Origin of the sequence: Ralstonia sp. PBBBR1 (assembly GCF_002256165.1) — a bacterium.
Taxonomy (GTDB): Bacteria; Pseudomonadota; Gammaproteobacteria; order Burkholderiales; family Burkholderiaceae; genus Ralstonia; species Ralstonia thomasii.
In genome coordinates this window covers 83,419-104,599 of record NZ_NKIL01000012.1, presented here as the reverse complement: position 1 = coordinate 104,599, position 21,181 = coordinate 83,419, and the positions used below count along the sequence as shown (strand labels likewise).

The following is a 21,181-nucleotide window of genomic DNA, read 5'->3' as shown; positions in this document are numbered from 1 at the left end:
GCGCAACCAAAAACACAAGGAATCCTTATGCAATTGAGCGGCGAACTGTTGTTGGGTGCCGCCCGCGTAGCGGGTGGTGCCGGCAAGGTTCGCGCCATGAACCCCGCCACCGGGGAATGGCTCGAACCTGAATTCACCCTGGCCTCCAAGGCCGAGGCCGCACGTGCCGCTGAACTGGCCGCCGCGGCTTTTGACGTTTACCGCGAGACCGCGCCGGAAACCCGTGCAGCCTTCCTGGAAGCCATCGCCAGCCAGATCGAAGCGCTGGGCGATGCCTTGATCGAACGCGCGATGGCCGAATCGGCATTGCCGCGTCCGCGCCTGGAAGGTGAGCGCGGCCGCACGTGCAACCAACTGCGCCTGTTCGCAAGCGTGGTGCGTTCCGGTGATGCCGTGGGCGCACGCCTGGATTCGGCTCTGCCCGAACGCAAGCCGTTGCCGCGCTCGGACCTGCGCATGCGCCGCATTGCGCTGGGGCCCGTCGCCGTGTTTGGCGCGAGCAACTTCCCGCTGGCGTTCTCGGTGGCAGGCGGGGATACCGCGTCAGCGTTGGCTGCGGGTTGTCCGGTGGTCGTCAAGGCGCATCCGGCGCACCCGGGTACGTCTGAACTCGTGGGTTGCGCCATTCAAGCGGCGGTTGCGCAATGCGGGCTGCCGGAGGGCGTGTTCTCGCTCATCCTGGCGGACAACGATGTGGCGGGCGCACTGGTGGCTGATCCGCATATTCAGGCAGTGGGCTTTACAGGCTCGCGTGCAGGCGGTCAGGCGCTGCTGCGCATTGCGCAGGCGCGCCCGCAGCCGATTCCGGTATATGGCGAGTTGAGCGCCATCAACCCCGTCTTCCTGCTGCCCGATGCCCTGGCCAAGCGTGCTGCTGCGCTGGGTCAGCAGTACGTGGCGTCGCTGACGATGGGTGCGGGCCAGTTCTGTACGAACCCGGGCCTGCTGCTCGCCATCGACGGGCCGGAACTGGACGCCTTTGAAGCTGCAGCGGCAGCTGCCATGGGCGGCGTGGCTGCGCAGCCGATGCTCACGGCCGGCATCCACACTGCCTACACGCGCGGCGTCGACAAGCTGGCCTCCGAGGCAAACGTGCGCTGCGTCGCGCGCGGGCAAGACAGCGACCAACCCAACCGCGGGCAAGCCGGCTTCTATATCACCGATGCCAAGAGCTTCCAGGCGCAACCGACGCTGCACGACGAGATCTTCGGCGCGACCGGCCTGGTCGTGCGCTGCCGCGATGCAGAAGAGTTGCGCACGCTGGCCGAATCGCTCGAAGGCCAGCTGACCGCCACGCTGCATCTGGACGCTGGCGACACTGCGATCGCGCGTTCGCTGCTTCCAATTCTGGAACGCAAGGCGGGCCGCATTCTGGCCAACGGCTGGCCGACCGGCGTCGAAGTGTGCCATGCCATGGTGCACGGCGGCCCCTGGCCGGCAACGACGGATACACGTACGACTTCGGTCGGCACGGCGGCCATCGAGCGCTTCCTGCGCCCCGTGTGCTACCAGGATCTGCCGGCTGAACTGCTGCCCGAGGCGCTGCAAGACGCCAACCCGCTCAAGCTGCGCCGGCTGGTGGACGGAAGCTGGGCCTGAAGTCGTAACACGCGAATAGAAAAAGACAACACGCCGGGCCGCACAGGACCCGGCAACTTGAACCGACCGGCACGACGGGTGCCGGCTCAAGGAGGAGACGATGGACATCAAAGCCCCCGCAGTGGGAGCACAGGCCGTGCCGCGCGCTGAGCGCATGAGCCGCGTGCGTTTCGTGATCCTCGCGATGCTGTTTATCGTGACGACCATCAACTACGCCGATCGGGCGACCATCTCCATTGCCGGCTCGGCCATGCAGAAAGAACTCGGCATCGATGCCGTGTCGCTTGGCTATATTTTTTCAGCGTTTGGCTGGGCCTATGTAATCGCCCAGATTCCGGGCGGTTGGCTGCTTGACCGCTTCGGCTCCAAACGTGTGTACACGTTCAGCATTCTGCTGTGGTCGGTGTTCACGCTGGCGCAGGGTGCCATCGGTTTCTTTACCGGCGCGGCGGCCATCGTCATGGTGTTCTGCCTGCGCTTTCTGGTGGGCGCGGCCGAGGCGCCGTCCTTCCCCGCGAACAGCCGCATCGTGGCGGCATGGTTTCCGGCCAATGAGCGCGGTACCGCAGCGGCCATCTTCAACTCTGCGCAGTACGCAGCCACGGTGGTGTTTGCCCCGCTGATGGCGTGGCTGGTGCACGCGTTCGGCTGGCATCACGTGTTTATCGTGATGGGCGTGATCGGCATCGTCATGGCGGTTGTGTGGAGAGCCTTTGTACACGAACCGAAAGACCACCCGGGCGTCAACCGCGCCGAAATCGAATACATCGAAGCCGGCGGTGGCCTGGTCAACATGGACCGTGCGGGCGTGGCCAAGAACGAGGGTCCGAAACTCGGCTACGTGAAGCAGCTCCTGCAGAACCGCATGCTGATGGGTGTGTACATCGCGCAGTACTGCATCAATGCGCTCACCTACTTTTTCATCACGTGGTTCCCGGTGTACCTGGTGCAGGCACGCGGCATGTCGATCCTGAAGGCGGGCTTCGTCGCGTCGATTCCGGCGGTATGTGGCTTCCTGGGCGGCATTCTGGGCGGGATCATCTCTGACGCGCTGCTCCGGCGTGGTGCCTCGCTGTCGGTGGCGCGCAAGGTGCCCATCGTGCTGGGCATGCTGCTCTCCATGACCATGGTGATCTGCAACTACGTCGATGCGCAGGCCATCGTGGTGGCGGTGATGGCGCTGTCGTTCTTCGGCAAGGGCCTCGGCGCGCTGGGCTGGGCAGTGAACTCCGATACGGCGCCCAAGCAGATCGCCGGCTTGTCGGGCGCGCTGATGAACACCTTCGGCAACCTGTCGAGCATCACCACGCCCATCGCCATCGGTTACATCGTCAACACCACGGGTTCGTTCAACGGTGCGCTGGTGTATGTCGGTATTCATGCCGCGGTTGCCATCGTCTGCTACCTGTTCATGGTCGGCGAGATCAAGCGTGTGGAACTCAAGCCGCTGTAAGCCAGAGGAGCCTTGGAAGTGACGTTGCAATCGATCGAGTCCGGCGCCCGCACCCACACACCGCGTGTGACGGAGATGCAGGTGATCCCCGTTGCGGGCCACGACAGCATGCTGCTGAACCTGTGCGGCGCGCATGCTCCGTTCTTTACACGCAACCTCGTGATCCTGAAGGACAACGCCGGGCGCACCGGCGTGGGCGAGGTGCCGGGCGGGGAGGGCATCCGTCAGGCGCTGGAACGCGTGATTCCGCTGGTGATCGGTCAACCGATCGGTCGTACCAACGGCGTGCTGAACAGCATTCGCCGGGCGCTGGCCGGTGGCGGCAATGCCGCGCATCAGGCGACGGTGCACCAGGTCACGTCCGCTTCGGAAGCAGCCGTGCTGCGCCAGCCGCACGAGATCAACCTGCGCATGGACAACGTCATCACGGCGGTGGAAGCGGCGTTGCTCGATCTGCTTGGCCAGTTTCTGGAGGTGCCGGTGGCCGAACTGCTCGGTGCCGGCCAGCAGCGCGATAGCGCTCCAATGCTCGCCTACCTGTTCTACGTGGGTGACCGCCGCAAGACCGATCTGCCGTATCTGGATGGCGCCAGCGGCACCGATGACTGGCTGCGCCTGCGCCACGAAGCCGCGATGACGCCCGCCGCCATCGCCCGCCTGGCAGAAGCCGCCACCGCGCGCTACGGTTTTGCCGATTTCAAGCTCAAAGGCGGCGTGATGCCCGGCGCCGACGAGATGGAAGCGATTGCCGCCATCAAGGCGCGCTTTCCGCACGCCCGCGTCACGCTGGACCCGAACGGCGCGTGGTCGCTCAACGAGGCGATTGCGCTGTGCAAGGGCCAAGGGCATCTACTGGCCTATGCCGAAGACCCGTGCGGCCCCGAAGCCGGTTACTCGGGCCGCGAGGTGATGGCCGAGTTCAAGCGTGCCACCGGTATCCCGACGGCCACCAACATGATCGCCACCGACTGGCGCCAGATGGGCCACGCAGTCCAGCTGCACGCAGTCGACATTCCGCTGGCCGATCCGCATTTCTGGACCATGCAAGGCTCCGTGCGCGTCGCGCAGCTTTGCGACGAGTGGGGTCTGACGTGGGGCTCGCATTCCAACAATCACTTCGATGTGTCGCTGGCGATGTTCACGCATGTGGCCGCCGCCGCGCCGGGCAACATCACGGCCATCGATACGCACTGGATCTGGCAGGAGGCCCAGGAGCGCCTGACGCGCGAGCCGCTGCGCATCCAGGGCGGCCATGTGGCCGTGCCGGAGCGCTCGGGCCTCGGCATCGAAATCGACATGGAGCGCGTCATGGCGGCCCATGCGCTGTACAAGACCCTGGGCCCTGGCGCGCGTGACGACGCCATGGCCATGCAATACCTCGTGCCGGGCTGGACGTATGACCCGAAACGCCCGAGCCTGAGGCGCTGAAAAGAAGCCCGTTTGAGTTTGAATCAATCACGGAGTCTGTGATGTCTGAACCGACGCTGGCCCCCGAGGCCGGCAACGCAACTGAAAAGGCGCTGACGATTCGCGTGCACGACGGTGACAACGTCGCCATCGTCGTCAACGCACGCGGCCTGCCCGCTGGCACGGCACTCGCCGATGGCACGGTGCTAGTCGAAGGTGTGCCCCAAGGCCACAAGGTGGCGCTGGCCGACCTGGCCGAAGGCGACGCGATCATCCGCTACAACGAGGTGATCGGCTATGCCGTGAAGCCGCTGCCGCGCGGCAGCTGGGTCAATGAGCACGCCGTGAAGCTGCCGTCCGCCCCCGCGCTGGACGAGCTGCCGCTGGCCACGCGCCCGGACCCGAAGCTGGCAAAGCTGGAGGGCTATACCTTCGAGGGCTATCGCAATGCAGATGGCACGGTCGGCACGAAGAACGTGCTCGGCATCATGACCAGCGTGCAGTGCGTGGCGGGCGTGACGGATTACGTCGTGGGTCGCATCAAACGCGAACTGCTGCCGCGCTTCCCGAATGTCGACGACGTGGTGGCGCTCAACCATGTGTACGGCTGCGGCGTCGCCATCAACGCGCCGGCCGCCATCGTGCCGATCCGCACGCTGCAGAACCTGGCGCTCAACCCGAACTTTGGCGGCGAGATCATGGTGATCGGCCTGGGCTGCGAAAAGCTCGTCCCGGAACGCCTTGTGCCGGAAAAGCTTGCGCCGGGTGGGCGCATTCCGATCGAAGTGGCCGGCACCGCAGATTCGCCGGTGCTGCGTCTGCAGGACGAAGCCTTCGACGGCTTCATCGGCATGACCGACGCCATCATGGAGATGGCCGAGCGCCGCCTGGAACATCTCAACAAGCGCCAGCGCGAAACCTGCCCGGCCTCCGATCTCGTGGTTGGGGTGCAGTGCGGCGGCAGCGATGCGTTCTCGGGCGCGACGGCCAACCCGGCGGTCGGCTTTGCGGCGGACCTGATCGTGCGAGCCGGCGGCACCGTGATGTTTTCGGAAGTGACCGAGGTGCGTGACGCCATCCATCTGCTCACGCCGCGCGCCATTAATGAAGACGTCGGCCGTGCGCTGCTGCGCGAGATGGCCTGGTACGACGACTACCTGAGCGGCGGCCAGACTGACCGCAGCGCCAACCCGTCGCCGGGCAACAAGAAGGGTGGCCTGTCCAACGTGGTGGAAAAGGCGCTGGGTTCGATCGTCAAGTCGGGCAGCACGCCCATCGTCGATGTGCTTGGCCCGGGTGAGAAAGTGCGTCGCAAGGGCCTGATCTTTGCTGCGACGCCCGCCAGCGATTTCGTGTGCGGCACGTTGCAGCTGGCCTCCGGCATGAACCTGCAGGTGTTCACGACCGGCCGCGGCACGCCGTATGGCCTGGCCATGGCGCCGGTCATCAAAGTGTCGACGCGCAAGGCGCTGTCCGAGCGCTGGCATGACCTGATCGACCTCGACGCTGGCCGCATTGCCACTGGCGAGGCGAGCATTGCCGATATCGGCTGGGAGCTGTTCCACCTGATTCTTGACGTGGCGAGCGGTCGCAAACAAGTTTGCGCCGACAAGCTCGGTTTGCATAACGCGCTGGCCCTGTTCAACCCCGCCCCGGTGACCTGATATGACGACTGAATTGAACATTCAAAACGACCCGCTCGACGGCGTGACCACACGCTGCTACCGCGTGCTGCTGACGGGCGCCGGCGGCAACCTCGGCAAGGTGCTGCGCGAGCGGCTGCCCAAGTACGCCGATTTTTTGCGCTTGTCTGATATATCAAATCTCGGCGAGGCGCGCACCGGTGAGGAGATCGCGCCGTGTGACCTGGCCGATGCGAAAGCCGTCGATGCGCTCGTCGCTGGCTCGGATGCGATCGTGCATCTGGGCGGTGTGTCGGTCGAGCGGCCGTTTGAAGAAATCCTGCCGGCCAATATCGCCGGCACCTACAACCTGTACGAGGCTGCGCGCCGTCATGGTGTGCGGCGCATCGTGTTCGCCAGCTCGAACCACACCATCGGTTTCTACAAGCAGGGTGAGGTGATCGACAGCACCGTGCCCACCAAGCCCGATGGCTACTACGGGCTCAGCAAGGTGTTTGGCGAACAGCTCGCCAGCTTCTATTTCGATCGCTACGGCATCGAGACGGTCGCCATCCGCATTGGCTCTTCGTTTGCCGAAGCGAAGGACCGCCGCATGCTCGTCACCTGGCTCGGGTACGACGACCTCGAACAGCTCATCCGCCGCGCGCTGTTCGTGCCTAACGTGGGCTTTACCGTGGTCTACGGCATGTCGAACAACCGCGACCGCTGGTGGGACAACCGCCACGCCGCGCACCTCGGCTACACGCCTACGCAGACGAGCGAGATCTTCCGCGCGCAGGTCGAAGCGCAGCCGCCGCTGCCTGCCGATGATCCGGCTGCGCAGTATCAGGGCGGTGCATTTGTCAAAGCCGGCCCGTTCGGAGACTGACGCAATGCACCTGAACGTAGAGCCGGCAGTCGAGCGGATTGGCAACATGCAATGCGGTGTCGGCGAAAGCCCCGTCTGGCACGCCGGTGAGCAGGCGCTGTACTGGACGGACATTCCGGACCGCAAGCTGTGGTGCTGGAACTTCTTCTCCGGCCAGACCAACAACTGGCCGCTGCCCGAGATGGCGGGCTGTATAGCCATGGCGCCCAACGGTTGGGCGATGGCGATGGAAACGGGCATCTTTCTCGCGCCACCGCCCAGCCCCGGCATCGAGCTTGGGCCCCTGCAGCGCCTCGCCACGGTGGCGCACGCGCGCCCTGACATGCGTTTCAACGACGGTCGCTGCGATCGCCAAGGCCGGTTTTGGGCCGGCACGATGGTGCTGGACACCTCGCTTGGCCTGCCGCTCGGCAAGCTGTATCGCCTGGATGCGGCGGCCGCTCGCACTGGGCGCGTTGATGCCGTCATCGACGACCTGATCGTCCCGAACGGCTTGGCCTTCAGCCCCGATGGCAAGACGATGTATCTGTCGGATTCGCACGCAAGCCGCCAGACGGTCTGGGCCTTCGATTACGACATCGACACCGGCACGCCGCACAACCGCCGCGTTTTCATCGACATGAACGCGTACCCGGGGCGTCCGGATGGCGCTGCCGTGGACGCCGATGGTTGCTACTGGATCTGCGGCAACGATGCTGGGTTCGTGCATCGCTTCACGCCAGACGGCCGCCTTGATCGAAGCATCGCCATCCCTACGTCCAAACCGGCCATGTGTGCCTTCGGCGGCCCCGGGCTGGACACCCTGTTCGTGACGTCGATCCGCATCGGCGACGACCCGCTCTCGGGCGCCACGTTTGCCGTGCGCCCGGGCGTGACCGGATTGCCGGAACCCGTCTTGCACCTCTGAAACCGCAGTACGCCCCACACACAAGAACAACCGGGGGGCTCTTAGGAGACAACACATGAAACCCATCAAAGGCTTGCGCTGGTGGATCATCGGCCTCGTACTCAGCGGCCTGATCATGAACTACCTGGCGCGCAACGCGCTGGCCGTGGCGGCACCTGAAGTCAACAAGGTGCTGAACATCAGCACGCAGCAGTACGGCTACATCGTCGCGGCATTCCAGGCGGCCTACATGGTGATGCAGCCGGTGGCGGGCTACGTGCTCGACGTGCTGGGCACCAAGCTGGGTTTTGCGCTGTTTGCGGCGGCGTGGTCGGTGGTCTGCCTACTGCACAGCACGGCCGGCAGCTGGCTGTCGCTGGCGGCGTTCCGCGCGATGCTGGGGATGACGGAGGCGGCGGGCTTTCCATCGGCGCTGCGGGCAACGGCGGAGTGGTTCCCGGCCAAGGAGCGGTCGATTGCAACCGGCTGGTTCAACATCGGCTCGTCCGTGGGGGCGGTGGTGGCGCCTCCTCTGGTGGTCTGGTGCATTTTGCACGGCAACTGGCGCTTCGCCTTTGCCGTGATCGGCGGCATCGGGCTGGTGTGGAGCGTGCTGTGGTTCCTGCTGTATCGCGTGCCGGCCAAACACCATCGCCTGTCGGAGGAAGAGCGCAACTACATCCGCGCCGGCCAGGAAACGCCGGACGACGACGCCAACGTGCCCAAGCCTTCATGGGGCAAGATCGTCAGCGGCCGCCGCTTCTGGGGTATCGCCATTCCGCGCTTTCTGTCGGAGCCGGCGTGGCAGACGTTCAACTATTGGATTCCGCTCTACATGGCCACCGAGCGCCATATGAACCTGAAGGAGATCGCGCTCTTTGCGTGGCTGCCGTTCCTGGCGGCGGATGTGGGCTGCGTGCTGGGCGGGTACCTGGCGCCATGGTTCCAGAGGCGGTTCTCGGTGTCGCTTGTCACGTCGCGCAAGCTCGTGATGGTGACGGGCTGCCTGTGCATGATCGGCCCGGCCTGCATTGGCCTGGCGACCAGCCCATACACGGCGATTGCGCTGTTCTGCGTGGGCGGTTTCGCGCACCAGACGCTCTCCGGCGCGCTATACACGCTCACGTCGGACATGTTCGGCAAGCATGAAGTCGGCACGGCCGTGGGGCTGGCGGGCATGTCGGGTTACATGGGCGGCATGCTGTTCTCCCTGGCGGTCGGTACGCTCGCAACCACCATCGGCTACAACCCGCTGTTCGTGGCGCTGGCCGTGTTTGACATCGTGGCGGCCATCCTCGTGTGGACGTTGCTCAACGACAAGCAGGCCCGCCCCGTGCCGATGCAGCCCGGCGGGACGGCGCCCAGTACTGCGGCCTGATTTCTGTTGCCGCAGACGCGCCGATCACGCCACTGCGTCGGACACGTTGCGCTGAAACGTGTTGCCAGAACGCCCGGCCGCGTGTTTTTCGGCCGGGCGATTCTCATGGCGGTGGCGCGCCCCGCTACAATCGCGGCCTGGCATTTGTAGATGGCGTTTGAAATGGTGCTTGGCTGGTTTGGCATTTCCACCGTGTGGCTGCTGCCGCTGGTGTGGCGGTATGTGACGCGCGCGCTGGCGGGTGAGCGGGACTTCCTCAAAGGTCGAGGCACCGTGCGGCTCTGGCTGGTGACGCTCGTCGCGCTGAGCGCCAGCGCCGCGCTTGAAGCCTTGACTTCTGGCGCCGACCCGCAGGACAAGGCCGGCGGTGCTGCCGGGCGCGCATTGTCGTCGCTGTTCTCTCACATGCTGGGCTGGACGGGCGCGTTTCTCCTGATGCTCGGCGTGCTCATCTGGGTCGCCCCCATGGCGTTCGGACGATCGTGGGGCCAGGTGTTCAACCGCCGTCGCGCCGCTGATCCCGAGGCGTCTTCCGAACCAGACACCCGCCACGACGAACCTGTTGACGATGGCTTGAAGCCGACTGCGCTCGGCCTGGGTGGGGCAGGGGAGGCACGCTGGAGCGGTAATGCCGGCCCCGCGCAACCGACGGTGCGGCACCGTGGCATCGAAGCCGTGTCGGCCCGCCGCCAGCCAGCATGGCAGCCGCCGCCGCGCACGCGCCCGTCGCCGCCGCAACCTGGCGAAATCTGGCCGCTGCTCGACGCAAAGAAGGGCACGCCGGCAGAGGCGCCCGCAACCGCCAAGGCGCCGCCTGTAGCTCCGCCAACTCCGCCGCAGGCGCCTCCGGCGCGCCCAAAACCGCGCGCCACCATCGTCAGCAGCCCGTTCCATCAACCGCAACTTGGTCTGCAGACGCAGACGCCCGCCCCGGCAGCCCCTGCGCCGCAGGTCGTGCCCGCAGCCGAGCCGGTTGTCCTTGTCGAGCCGACGGTGCCGGAGATGGTGGAGGCGAAAGCCGCCGTCGCAGAAAACCCGACTGTCGACCTGGATGCCGTACGCCAAGAGGCGGAAGCGCTCCTGGCCGAACTGCGCGGCCTGATGGCGCCCCCCGTAACGACGCCTGCCCCGGAGGTTGCCGAACCGATCGCGGAAGCCGAAGCCGCCCCGATTGCCGAAGCGCTGCCCGCAGCACCGTCCATCGAGCCGGCCGCGCAGCCGGAAGTCGCGCCTGTCATGCCTGCGCCTAAGCCGCGCATCGTCTTGCCGGCCGTGGTGGGGGAGGTGGTGTCGCGCGCCGCAGCACCGGCCGTCGCCGCAGCGCCTGCGCCCGCTCCGACTGCCACACCTGCAATACCACGCATCATCGACTACCGCCTGCCGGGTGCCGCATTGCTGACCGCCGCATCCCCGAGCGCGGAAGCCGTCTCCGCCGAGCACCTGGAAGAGACCAGCAACCTGATCGCGCAGCGTCTGGCGGAGTTCAAAGTGCCGGTGACGGTCGTTGGCGCATCGGCCGGCCCGGTCATCACGCGGTTCGAGGTTGACCCGGCGATTGGCGTGCGCGGCGCACAGGTGGTCGGGCTGATGAAAGACCTGGCGCGTGCGCTGGGCGTGACGTCCATCCGGGTCGTCGAGACCATCCCAGGCAAGACATGCATGGGGCTGGAGCTGCCCAACGCCCACCGCGAAATGATCCGCTTGTCGGAAGTCGTGAATGCGGCGGATTTCCAGTCGCACGCGTCGCACCTCGTGCTGGCTATGGGCAAAGACATCACCGGCAACCCCGTGGTGACCGATCTCGCACGCGCCCCGCACCTGCTGGTGGCCGGCACGACGGGCTCCGGCAAGTCGGTGGCCGTCAACGCGATGATCCTGTCGATGCTGTACAAGGCCACGCCCGACGACGTGCGCATGATCATGATCGACCCGAAGATGCTGGAACTCTCCGTGTACGAGGGCATTCCGCATCTGCTCGCGCCGGTCGTCACCGACATGAAGCAGGCCGCGCACGCGCTCAACTGGTGCGTGGGCGAGATGGAAAAGCGCTACCGCCTGATGTCGGCGCTGGGCGTGCGTAACCTGGCTGGCTACAACCAGAAGATCCGTGCGGCGGAACAGGCCGGACGCAAGGTTCCGAATCCGTTCTCGCTCACGCCCGATGCGCCCGAGCCGCTCTCGACGCTGCCGCTGATCGTGGTCGTCATCGACGAACTGGCCGACCTGATGATGGTGGCTGGCAAGAAGATCGAAGAGCTGATCGCGCGCCTCGCGCAGAAGGCCCGTGCCGCCGGCATCCATCTGATTCTGGCGACGCAGCGGCCGTCAGTGGACGTCATCACCGGCCTGATCAAGGCGAACATTCCCACGCGCGTGGCGTTCCAGGTGTCATCCAAGATCGACTCGCGCACGATTCTCGACCAGATGGGCGCCGAATCGCTGCTGGGCCAGGGCGACATGCTGTTCCTGCCGCCGGGCACGGGTTATCCGCAACGCGTGCATGGCGCGTTCGTTGCTGACGAAGAAGTGCACCGCGTGGTCGAACACTGGAAGCAGTTTGGCGAGCCCGAATACGACGAAGCCATCCTCGCCGGTGATCCAGGTGAAGCTGCCGCGAGCGGCGATTTGTTCGGTGGCGAAAGTGGAGAGGCAGAAGCCGATCCGCTGTACGACGAGGCGGCGGCGTTCGTGCTCAACACGCGCCGCGCGTCGATTTCCTCCGTGCAGCGGCAACTGCGCATCGGCTACAACCGTGCTGCGCGGCTCATCGAACAGATGGAAGCGGCTGGGCTGGTGTCGCCGATGGGGCGGAATGGGCAGCGTGAGGTGCTGGCGCCAGGTGGTGGGGAGTGAGTCGCGCTTGCCGGCCACTCCTGGCGGGCACGGCGCGGCTCCTGCATTGCGTTTTCCCGGTGGCCTGAAAACGATGGGCGACTGAGGCTCACACAGAACCGCAGTCGTACCTCAATCTCCAGGGACAAACTCAGCGTTCGGCTGCGACCATCAACGATTGCAGCCACTGCCCAAGCTGCGCCTCGCCTTCCTCATCCAACTGCCCCGACAACACGCCATACCACTGAGCGATTGCCTCGGCTGGCATGTTTGCCTTGAGAACGGGCAGGCTGTTTTCCAGAAAGCTCGGGAAAAACGGGATGCCGCGCATGTACAGGTAATGCGAATCGGTGATGCGAACGTCTGCGTAGACATCGCGCAACCAGTCCAGATACGGCAATGCCCCGGGCATGTGCCCGCTCTGCGTAAGCGACGAGATGAACTGCGTGCGAGCCGTGACGCTGGACATCTCGTGCGTCTGCTCGTTGATCTCGTCGAACTTCATCAACCATGCTTCGCCGCGCTTCAGTTCGCCTCGACGCGCATGAAGGTGGATGAGCCGTGCGCGTACTTCGTCAAGATCAAGCTCGAGGGCTACGCCAACTTCTAGCGCAATGCGTCCAATGAGCAGGACCGCCCACACTGGCGTGACCTCTCTCCGGGCCTGCAACGCCAGATGCATGCCGAGCGCGCCAACGCCGAGCAAAAGCGGAAGGCTCAGGGCTACACCATTGACACCGGCTACCGCGACCCGGACGAGACATCCGGTGATCAGCCTATCTCCCCGCCAGCCAAGACCGGCGCGAAATGATGGTCGAGCGCGGATGTTTGCAGGTCACGCGCGCGCGTTGAGGCGGTGTGCCCCATGCGCTCGCGTTTCCACTTCCTAAGTCAGTCAGCTCTCTCACATGAACCTGCAATACAAACTCGCCATAGCCTTCCTCACCACGCTATGGGGAAGCCGCAGCAGTAACTAAGCGGTTGGCTGCAGCGGAGGCGCACTCAAGGCACCTTTAGCCCCCCGTCCGCTGCTTCTGCAATATCGCCAACTGCGTCGTCAGGTAATTGCTCGTATTCGTCATGCTGGCTACCATCTTCGATAGCGCATTGAACTGTGTGTAATACAGCGCCTGCTTGGCATCGAGCTGTTTCTGCATCAGATCGATTTCCTTGCCGAGCGAGGTGATGGAGTTGTTGATGGCGTCGCTGGCGTTCTGCACCATGCCGTTGTTCGACAGCAAGTTGCCTGACACGGTGTGCAGTTGCGCCGCGTAGCCACGCTGCACGGTGACGGTGCCGCGGTCGCCCAATGCACCGCCAGACACTTGCACCGTCAGGCCATCCACGGCCGAGCCGCTGGCGCCGTAGAGGTTCTGGCCCGAACCCGTGGCGGCCGCCCCGCTGATGGTGCCTTGTACATCGCGACCGGCCGTGGCCGTCGGGCTTCCGCCGAGCAGCGACGCGGCGCCATTCCCTGACACCGACACCGTCGATACCGAGCCGTATTGCTTGTCGGTCAGCGTCAGCACGCCATTGGCATCGGTGCCGATGGCGACTTCCACCTTGGCTCGCTGCAAGTCGGGCGACGCGTTGACCTGGCTTTGAATCTGCGCGGCCAGGCTCGACGCGGTATAGCTGCCGGCCGGCACCTTGATGTTGGTCGTGATGCCGCTGAGCGTGACCGACAGGCTGTCGTTCACGCCGCTCTGGATGGTCGTGTTGGCGGCCGCCGAGCCCTTGAGCGAGCCCTGCGTCGCCAGTTGAGTGACGTTGACGGCATAACTGCCGGCTTGCGTGGTCGTTGAAAACGACGCGACCTTCAGCAGCGAATCCGTTGCCGTGCCGGTGCCGGCAAGCAGGGCCGCCACCTGGCTAGGCGATTTCTTCAGGGCGGCGGTCAGTTTGGGGTCGTCAATCGACAGCGTCCCTTCCTTGTCCATCGTCACGCCGATGCTACCCAGCGACTGAAACGCGCCGTTGCCGATGCCCTGGCCCAGCACGTCTGTCAGCTGGTTGATCATCGCCTTGGTGCTGACGTCGCCGGCCAGCGCGCCGTTGTTGGCGGCGTTCGCGGTATCGAATTTGGTCAACGCGTTGAGCTGGATGCGCAGCGCGTTGTACGCCTTAACGAAGTTCAGCACCGACTGGCTTGCCTGGCCCGCGTCGCTGCCCACCGTCACGGTCGTGCTGCCGGTCTTGGCGAGCGTGAACGACGTGCCGTCTACCACATCCGACAGTGTGTTGGTGGCGCTTTGCACGCTGATGCCGTTGACAGTAGCAAGCGCGTTGCGGCCTGTGGCGACCTCGGTCATGTTCTGCGTGCCGGCCGGGTCGTGGCTCAGCAGGGATTGCAGGGCCGGGTCGCCCGACACGGAAATCTTCATCTCCGAATTGGCGCCGCCTGCAGTGGACGTCAGCACCAGCCGATAAGGCGAGCTGCTGCCGTCGTTGACGATGCTGGCTGAGACGCCAAGGTTGGCGCTATTGATGGCGTCGCGGATGCCGGCGAGCGTATTGTTCGATGGGTCGATGGTGATCGAGCCGCCGGCCTGGTTGCCGTTCTGCGTGAACGTGGCGCCCGTGTATTTGCCATTGGCAAAGCTGCCGCCCGAGACATTCCCAAAAGAAAAGGTGAGGGTGGTGGGCGTGCCGCCGCCAATGGGCGTCTTGCTGGACGCCTGCCCGGCGGCCGCTAGCACCTGCGCCTGCGCAAGCTGCGTCACGTTGATTTGGTACGAGCCAGCCGGCGCCGTATTGGACAGCGAAGCCGTGAGGATCGACGTGTCGTGCCCGCTGGCCTTGTTGCCGGTGAATGTGTCCGGGTTGTTCAGGGCCGCCATCGCGGTCTGGAAGGTCGACAGCGCGCTTTTGAGCGAGCCGACTGCCGACAGTTGCGTCTGAAAGGCCTTTTGCTGCGTCTGCCGCAGCGTCATGCCCTTGCTTTCCGCCTGGATCAGCTTCGTGACAAGGGTGTTGACGTCGATGTTCGTCCCGATGCCCGGAATGGAGATCGGCGGAACGTAGTTGTTGCTCGTGGACGAGGTGGCCATGGTCGGACGCGCGCAAACGCTCTCTTCACAATCTCCACAATGTGACGGCTGCGCAGCGTCCTTCTTTAGGGCAAACCCAGCTCCGACAGGCTTTCTGCCCGGGTTTGCTCAGGAAAGCGAAAGGATTGCTGGCGCCACATGAAGCTTGCGCCCCACGCCGGCGGTCTCCACCTGGGCGGAGACCGCCGCGCGCCACGCTAGACCGTCTCGCCTTCCTTGCTCGGATCGACCTGCTTGCCGCGCGCCAGCACCGGCACCAACGCTGCGCCAGTATGGCTGGCCGCCACGCGCGTCAACGCCTCCGGCCCGCAAGCCGCGACGATCGTGCCGCCTTCATCGCCGCCTTCGGGGCCGAGATCGAGAATCCAGTCGGCCTCGGCAATCACATCAAGGTCGTGCTCGATTACGATCACGCTGTGGCCACCGTCCGCCAGGCGATGCAGCACGCGAATGAGCTTGGCCACGTCGGCCATGTGCAGGCCCACCGTCGGCTCGTCCAGCACGTAGAGCGTGTGGGGTGGCTTCTGGCCGCGGCGCGTCACGTCGTCGCGTACCTTGGACAACTCGGTGACAAGCTTGATGCGCTGCGCCTCGCCGCCGGACAGCGTGGGCGAGGGCTGGCCCAGCGTCAGGTAGCCGAGGCCCACGTCCTTCATCAACTGCAGCGGGTGGGCGATGCTGTTCATCGCGCCGAAAAACTCGACCGCTTCGTCGATCTCCATGGTGAGCACATCGCCGATGTTCTTGCCGCGCCACGTGACTGCCAGCGTTTCTGCATTGAAGCGCTGGCCGTGGCAGACGTCGCAGCCGACCTTCACGTCGGGCAGGAAGCTCATGGCGATGGTCCGTACGCCCTGGCCTTCGCAGGCGGGGCAGCGGCCGTCGCCGGTGTTGAACGAGAAGCGCGAGGCGGTGTAGCCGCGTGCCCGTGCTTCGAGCGTGTCGGCAAAGAGTTTGCGGATGGTGTCCCATACGCCGATGTACGTGGCGGGGCACGAGCGGGGTGTCTTGCCGATCGGCGTCTGGTCGACTTCCAGCACGCGGTCGATGGTTTCCCAGCCGGTGACGCTGTCGCAGCCGTGCCAGTCGTGTTTGACGTCGAGCTTGCGCGGCATCTTCGCCTCTGGCGCCTCTGCCTGCGCGGCTTTGCGTGCGCGCCGCGTAGCCGGCGAAGACAGCACCGAACGGCCGACCGCATCGAGCAGGTTCGTCATCAACACATCACGCGCCAGCGTCGATTTGCCCGAGCCCGAAACGCCCGTAATCGCCACCAGACGCGACAGCGGCATCGTCGCGGTGACGTTGCGCAGGTTGTGCAGCTTGGCGCCGTGCACCGTCAGCCATTGCTCCGGCACCGCCTGCGTGCCGCCGCGCGGCGCAACCACCTGGCGGCGGGGCTGCAGCGGATGCTCGATCGGCTGCGACAGGAACCGGCCCGTGAGCGAATCCGGCTGCGCGGCCAGATCCTGCACGCCGCCTTGCGCAACCAGCGTGCCGCCGCGCTTGCCGGCACCCGGGCCGATGTCGATGATGTGGTCGGCCCGGCGGATGGTGTCTTCATCATGCTCGACCACCACCAGCGTGTTGCCCTTGTCGCCCAGCTTGCGCAGCGCGTCCAGCAGGATCTGGTTGTCGCGCGGATGCAGGCCGATGGTCGGCTCATCCAGCACGTAGCACACGCCTTGCAGGTTGCTGCCGAGTTGCGCAGCCAGGCGGATACGCTGGGCTTCACCGCCCGACAGGCTTGGCGCGGCGCGATCCAGGCTCAGGTAGCCCAGGCCGACTTCCTCCAGGAACGACAGGCGGCTGTGAATCTCGGCCACCACATCGCGGGCGATGTCGGCGTCCCGGCCGGTCAGGTCCAGGCCCTCGACCCAGCGGCGGGTCTGGCTGACCGTCCACTGCGCAATGTCGACGATGGGCCTGTCGGCAAAGGTGACGGCGCGCGCCGTCGGGTTCAGGCGCGTGCCGTGGCAATCCGGGCAGGGCAGGTCGGTCATGCCTTCGGGATCGACTTCCTCTGAAGGAAGCGTCTGCTCGCGGCCGCGATCGTCTCCGCCGAGTACGGTGTCGTCAAACGCGGCGCGCTGTTCGCGCGTGAGCGCCAGCCCGGTACCGACGCAGCTCGCGCACCAGCCGTGCTTGCTGTTGTACGAGAACATGCGCGGATCCAGCTCGGGGTAGCTGGTGCCGCAGGTCGAGCACGCGCGCTTGGTCGAAAAGACCTTGACGCTGCCCACGTGCGCCGTGCCGCCCTTGTGCATGGCGCTCTGCAGGCCATCCAGCGGCGCGAGCACGTGCATGATGCCCTTGCCGTACTCCAGCGCCTGCTCCAGCAACGCACGCAGCGCGGCCTCGTTTTCCGGCGAGACAACGATGTCGCCGACGGGCAGTTCCAGCGTGTGCTCGCGGAAGCGGTCCAGGCGCGGCCACGGGTCGACGCTCAGGAATTCGCCATCGACGCGCAGATGCGTATAGCCGCGCGCCTTGGCCCATTTGGCAAGGTCGGTATAGACGCCCTTGCGGTTCACGACCAGCGGCGCGAGCAGGCCGATGTGCTGGCCGCGATGGTCGCGCATGAGCTGGGCAAAAATCGCCTCCGGGCTTTGCGCCGACACCGGCGTGCCGTCGTGGACGCAGTGCTGCACGCCCAGCTTCACATACAGCAGCCGCAGGAAGTGCCACACCTCGGACGTGGTCGCCACCGTGCTCTTGCGGCCGCCGCGCGACAGGCGCTGCTCAATCGCCACTGTGGGCGGAATGCCGTAGACGGCGTCGACTTCCGGCCGGCCCGCCGGCTGTACGATGGAGCGCGCATACGCATTGAGCGATTCCAGATAGCGGCGCTGCCCTTCGTGGAACAAGATGTCAAATGCCAGCGTCGACTTGCCCGAACCCGACACGCCCGTCACCACGTTGAACTTGCCGTGCGGAATATCGACGTTCAGGCCCTTGAGGTTGTGCTCGTGGGCGTGGACGATGCGCACGACGTTTTCGCCCTGGACTTCCGCCAGCGCAGCACGCTTGGCGCGGCGGTCGGCCAGTGCTGTCTGCAGCGGTACGCCTTCGATGGCTTCCGGCTGGCCGACGCTGGCTTCGTATTGCTTGAGCGCGGCGCCGGTGTGCGATGCAGCGCAGTCTTTGACCTGCGCGGGCGTGCCGGCGCAGACCAGCAGGCCGCCGGCGTCGCCGCCTTCGGGGCCGAGGTCGATGATCCAATCCGCCGCACGCACCACGTCCAGGTTGTGTTCGATTACGATCAGCGAATGCCCCGCGTCGAGCAGCTTGCCGAACGCGCGCATCAGCTTGGCGATGTCGTCAAAGTGCAGGCCCGTGGTCGGCTCGTCGAACATGAACAGGCGGCCAGCATTGGCCGGCACATCCTGCTTGACGCGCTTGCGCGCCGCGGCCTGGGCGGCCTGCGCGGCTTCGGCCAGGAAGCCCGCCAGCTTCAGGCGTTGGGCCTCGCCGCCGGAGAGCGTCGGCACCGGTTGGCCAAGCTTCACGTATTCCAGGCCCACATCGACGATCGGTTGCAGCACGCGCAGCACGTCGGCGTCCTCGGCGAACACGCTGGCGGCTTCGCTCACGGTCAGCTCCAGCACATCGGCCACCGACAATGCGCGGCCGGCACGCGGCAGCTTCACTTCCAGGATTTCGGCGCGATAGCGCGTGCCGTCGCAGTCCGGGCAGCGCAGGTAGATGTCGGAGAGGAACTGCATCTCGACGTGTTCGAAGCCCGAGCCGCCGCAGGTCGGGCAACGGCCGTCGCCCGAGTTGAAGCTGAACGTGCCGGCCGTGTAGCCGCGCTGCAGCGCCATCGGCGCCTTGGCGAACAGCTTGCGGATTTCATCGAACGCGCCAACGTAGCTGGCGGGGTTCGAGCGCGCGGTCTTGCCGATCGGGGACTGGTCGACGAACACCACGTCGCTGATCTGATCGGCACCGCGCAAGGCGCGGAATGCGCCGGGCGATTCCGTTGCCTTGCCGAAGTGGCGCGCCAGCGCCGGGTGCAGCACGTCCTGGATCAACGTCGATTTGCCCGAGCCGGACACGCCGGTCACGCACACCAGGCGCTGCAGCGGAACTTCCACCGTGACATCGCGCAGGTTGTGTTCCGACGCGCCTTCGAGCACCAGCCGCGGCGTGGCGTCGGTGACGGGGCGCGCCTGCCAATCCGTGGCGTCGGCCACGCGGCGCTGCCCCGACAGATACGCGCCCGTGAGCGTATCGGCCTGACGGATGGCCGCAGGCGTGCCGTCAAAGACGATGTTGCCCCCACGCTCGCCGGGGCCGGGCCCCATGTCGATCAGGCGGTCAGCAGCCAGCATCACAGACGGATCGTGCTCGACCACCACCAGCGTGTTGCCCGCGTCGCGCAGGCGCTGCATGGCTTCGACAATGCGATCCAGATCGCGCGGGTGCAGGCCGATGCTGGGTTCATCCAGCACGAACAGCGTGTTGACGAGCGATGTGCCCAGCGCCGTCGTCAGGTTGATCCGCTGCACTTCGCCACCCGAGAGCGTGCGGCTCTGGCGGTCGAGCGTCAGATAACCAATGCCGACGTCGCACAGATAGGCCAGGCGCGTGCGCACCTCGTCCAGCAGCAGCTTGAGCGCGTCGTCGAGCAACGTGGACGGCAGTGTCAGTTCATCGAAGAAACGGCGGATGCGCTCGATGGGCAGCAGCATCAGGTCGTGCACGGTCAGCCCGGGCAAGGCTTCGAGCTGGGCACGGCTCCAGGCCACGCCGCGCGGCATGAAGCGGTGTTCGGGTGCGAGCACGGCGTCGGCGTTTTCCTTGGTGCCCAGGCGCCACTGCATCGACTCGGTTTTCAGTCGTGCACCGCCGCAGGTTTCGCAGGTCGTGTAGCTGCGGTACTTGGAGAGCAGCACGCGGATGTGCATCTTGTAGGCCTTCGACTCCAGGTAGTCGAAGAAGCGGCGCACGCCGTACCACTGCTTGTTCCAGCCGCCGCGTTTGAAGGCCGGGTCTCCATTGATGACCCAGTTGCGCTGGGCTTCGGTCATCTCTGCCCACGGCGTGCCGCGCGGGATGTCGGCTGCGGCGGCATAGCGCATCAGATCGTCCTGGCATTCCTTCCAGGCCGGCGTCTGCATCGGCTTGATGGCACCGTCGCGCAGCGTCTTGCGCTCGTCCGGAATCACCAGTCCAAGATCGACGCCGATCACGCGGCCGAAACCACGGCAGGTATCGCACGCGCCATAAGCGGAATTGAACGAGAAGAGAGCGGGTTGCGGGTCTGCGTAGCGCAGGTCGCTTTCGGGGCAGTGCAGGCCGGTGGAAAAGCGCCAGATGGTCGGCTCCGCACCTTCATCGGCCGGCAAGACATACACGCTGACGCGCCCGCCGCCGCGCTTGAGCGACGACTCAATGGCCTCCAGCGCGCGGGCACGCTCGGTGCCCTGCAGACGGAAGCGGTCGGCCACCACATCGAGCAGCTTGCGCTTGCCCGTGGACGACTCGACCACGCGCTCGGCCTGCACGCGCGTATAGCCGCTGACCGACAGCCATTGCGTGACTTCTTCGGGGCTCGTATTGGCGGGCAGCTCGACGGGAAAGGTCACCACCAGGCGTGGATCGCCATCGCGCGTGCGCGAGAGCAGCTCGTCGTAGATCGTTTCCGGCGTGTCGTGCCGCACCGGCAGCGCGGTGTCGCGGTCGAACAGCTGGGCGGCGCGCGCAAACAGCAGCTTCAGATGGTCGTTCAGTTCCGTCATCGTGCCGACCGTCGAGCGCGAGCTGCGCACGGGGTTGGTCTGGTCGATGGCGATGGCGGGCGGCACGCCTTCGACGTGCTCGACCTGCGGCCGGTCCATGCGGTCGAGGAACTGACGCGCATAGGCGCTGAAGGTCTCGACGTAGCGGCGCTGACCTTCGGCGTAGAGCGTGTCGAAAACGAGGCTGGACTTGCCGGAGCCCGACGGGCCTGTCACGACGGTCATTTCGCCCGTACGGAGGTCCAGATCGAGGTTTTTGAGATTGTGCTGACGGGCTCCGCGCAGGCGAATGACACCGGAGGACATGGAGGACGTTCCTTGGAG

12 protein-coding genes and 1 pseudogene are annotated in these 21,181 nt (G+C 65.8%); 10 read left to right on the top strand and 3 right to left on the bottom strand.

Going from position 1 to position 21,181, the window contains the following annotated elements; all coding sequences use genetic code 11:
* Positions 1–27 precede the first annotated feature (27 nt).
* The 8 genes from CFE42_RS20110 to CFE42_RS20075 all read left to right on the top strand — a co-directional run bounded on the left by CFE42_RS20110 (position 28) and on the right by CFE42_RS20075 (position 12,087).
* Positions 28–1,599, top strand: a complete 1,572-nt coding sequence (locus CFE42_RS20110; protein WP_004633972.1) for an aldehyde dehydrogenase (NADP(+)) — start codon at positions 28–30, stop codon at positions 1,597–1,599.
* 100 nt (positions 1,600–1,699) lie between these two features.
* Positions 1,700–3,052: an MFS transporter gene (locus CFE42_RS20105; RefSeq protein WP_004633974.1), complete on the top strand. Its 1,353-nt coding sequence runs from the start codon at positions 1,700–1,702 to the stop codon at positions 3,050–3,052.
* Positions 3,053–3,070: 18 nt separating this feature from the next.
* Positions 3,071–4,480 (top strand): enolase C-terminal domain-like protein, encoded by a 1,410-nt coding sequence (locus CFE42_RS20100; protein WP_004633978.1) that lies wholly within the window; start codon positions 3,071–3,073, stop codon positions 4,478–4,480.
* Between the two features lie 41 nt (positions 4,481–4,521).
* Positions 4,522–6,123, top strand: coding sequence for a galactarate dehydratase (gene garD / locus CFE42_RS20095; RefSeq protein ID WP_004633979.1), 1,602 nt, complete (start codon positions 4,522–4,524; stop codon positions 6,121–6,123).
* A gap of 1 nt (position 6,124) precedes the next feature.
* A complete protein-coding gene (locus CFE42_RS20090; RefSeq protein WP_004633980.1) occupies positions 6,125–6,970 on the top strand; it encodes an NAD(P)-dependent oxidoreductase in 846 nt (281 codons plus the stop codon).
* 4 nt (positions 6,971–6,974) lie between these two features.
* Positions 6,975–7,877: an SMP-30/gluconolactonase/LRE family protein gene (locus CFE42_RS20085; protein ID WP_004633983.1), complete on the top strand. Its 903-nt coding sequence runs from the start codon at positions 6,975–6,977 to the stop codon at positions 7,875–7,877.
* Positions 7,878–7,932: 55 nt separating this feature from the next.
* Positions 7,933–9,234: an MFS transporter gene (locus tag CFE42_RS20080; RefSeq protein ID WP_004633984.1), complete on the top strand. Its 1,302-nt coding sequence runs from the start codon at positions 7,933–7,935 to the stop codon at positions 9,232–9,234.
* A 150-nt stretch (positions 9,235–9,384) separates the two neighbouring features.
* A complete protein-coding gene (locus CFE42_RS20075; RefSeq protein ID WP_004633986.1) occupies positions 9,385–12,087 on the top strand; it encodes a DNA translocase FtsK in 2,703 nt (900 codons plus the stop codon).
* Positions 12,088–12,217: 130 nt separating this feature from the next.
* Here CFE42_RS20075 and CFE42_RS20070 read toward each other — a convergent pair.
* Positions 12,218–12,601 (bottom strand): annotated as a pseudogene (locus CFE42_RS20070) (hypothetical protein); the annotation flags it as partial.
* On the opposite strand from CFE42_RS20070, the gene CFE42_RS20065 reads away from it, so the two are divergent.
* Together CFE42_RS20065 and CFE42_RS20060 are read left to right on the top strand one after the other, a co-directional pair.
* The gene (locus CFE42_RS20065; RefSeq protein ID WP_238563827.1) at positions 12,539–12,676 is read left to right on the top strand and encodes a hypothetical protein; all 138 of its coding nucleotides are present in this window, start codon (positions 12,539–12,541) and stop codon (positions 12,674–12,676) included. The pseudogene CFE42_RS20070 and the gene CFE42_RS20065 overlap by 63 nt on opposite strands.
* 66 nt (positions 12,677–12,742) lie before the next feature.
* Positions 12,743–12,877 (top strand): hypothetical protein, encoded by a 135-nt coding sequence (locus CFE42_RS20060; protein ID WP_274521305.1) that lies wholly within the window; start codon positions 12,743–12,745, stop codon positions 12,875–12,877.
* Between the two features lie 202 nt (positions 12,878–13,079).
* On the opposite strand, the gene fliD is transcribed toward CFE42_RS20060, so the two are convergent.
* Positions 13,080–15,116: a flagellar filament capping protein FliD gene (fliD, locus tag CFE42_RS20055; protein ID WP_004633988.1), complete on the bottom strand. Its 2,037-nt coding sequence runs from the start codon at positions 15,114–15,116 to the stop codon at positions 13,080–13,082.
* A gap of 197 nt (positions 15,117–15,313) precedes the next feature.
* Positions 15,314–21,163 (bottom strand): excinuclease ABC subunit UvrA, encoded by a 5,850-nt coding sequence (gene uvrA, locus CFE42_RS20050; RefSeq protein ID WP_251471310.1) that lies wholly within the window; start codon positions 21,161–21,163, stop codon positions 15,314–15,316.
* Positions 21,164–21,181 lie beyond the last annotated feature (18 nt).

Excerpts from the sequence above, each read along its gene's own strand:
- CFE42_RS20075 (WP_004633986.1), top strand. The coding sequence starts at position 9,385 with ATGGCGTTTGAAATGGTGCTTGGCTGGTTTGGCATTTCCACCGTGTGG.
- CFE42_RS20090 (WP_004633980.1), top strand. The coding sequence starts at position 6,125 with ATGACGACTGAATTGAACATTCAAAACGACCCGCTCGACGGCGTGACC.
- uvrA (WP_251471310.1), bottom strand. The coding sequence starts at position 21,163 with ATGTCCTCCGGTGTCATTCGCCTGCGCGGAGCCCGTCAGCACAATCTC.
- CFE42_RS20085 (WP_004633983.1), top strand. The coding sequence starts at position 6,975 with ATGCACCTGAACGTAGAGCCGGCAGTCGAGCGGATTGGCAACATGCAA.
- fliD (WP_004633988.1), bottom strand. The coding sequence starts at position 15,116 with ATGGCCACCTCGTCCACGAGCAACAACTACGTTCCGCCGATCTCCATT.
- CFE42_RS20110 (WP_004633972.1), top strand. The coding sequence starts at position 28 with ATGCAATTGAGCGGCGAACTGTTGTTGGGTGCCGCCCGCGTAGCGGGT.
- CFE42_RS20105 (WP_004633974.1), top strand. The coding sequence starts at position 1,700 with ATGGACATCAAAGCCCCCGCAGTGGGAGCACAGGCCGTGCCGCGCGCT.
- CFE42_RS20080 (WP_004633984.1), top strand. The coding sequence starts at position 7,933 with ATGAAACCCATCAAAGGCTTGCGCTGGTGGATCATCGGCCTCGTACTC.
- CFE42_RS20060 (WP_274521305.1), top strand. The coding sequence starts at position 12,743 with ATGCATGCCGAGCGCGCCAACGCCGAGCAAAAGCGGAAGGCTCAGGGC.
- garD (WP_004633979.1), top strand. The coding sequence starts at position 4,522 with ATGTCTGAACCGACGCTGGCCCCCGAGGCCGGCAACGCAACTGAAAAG.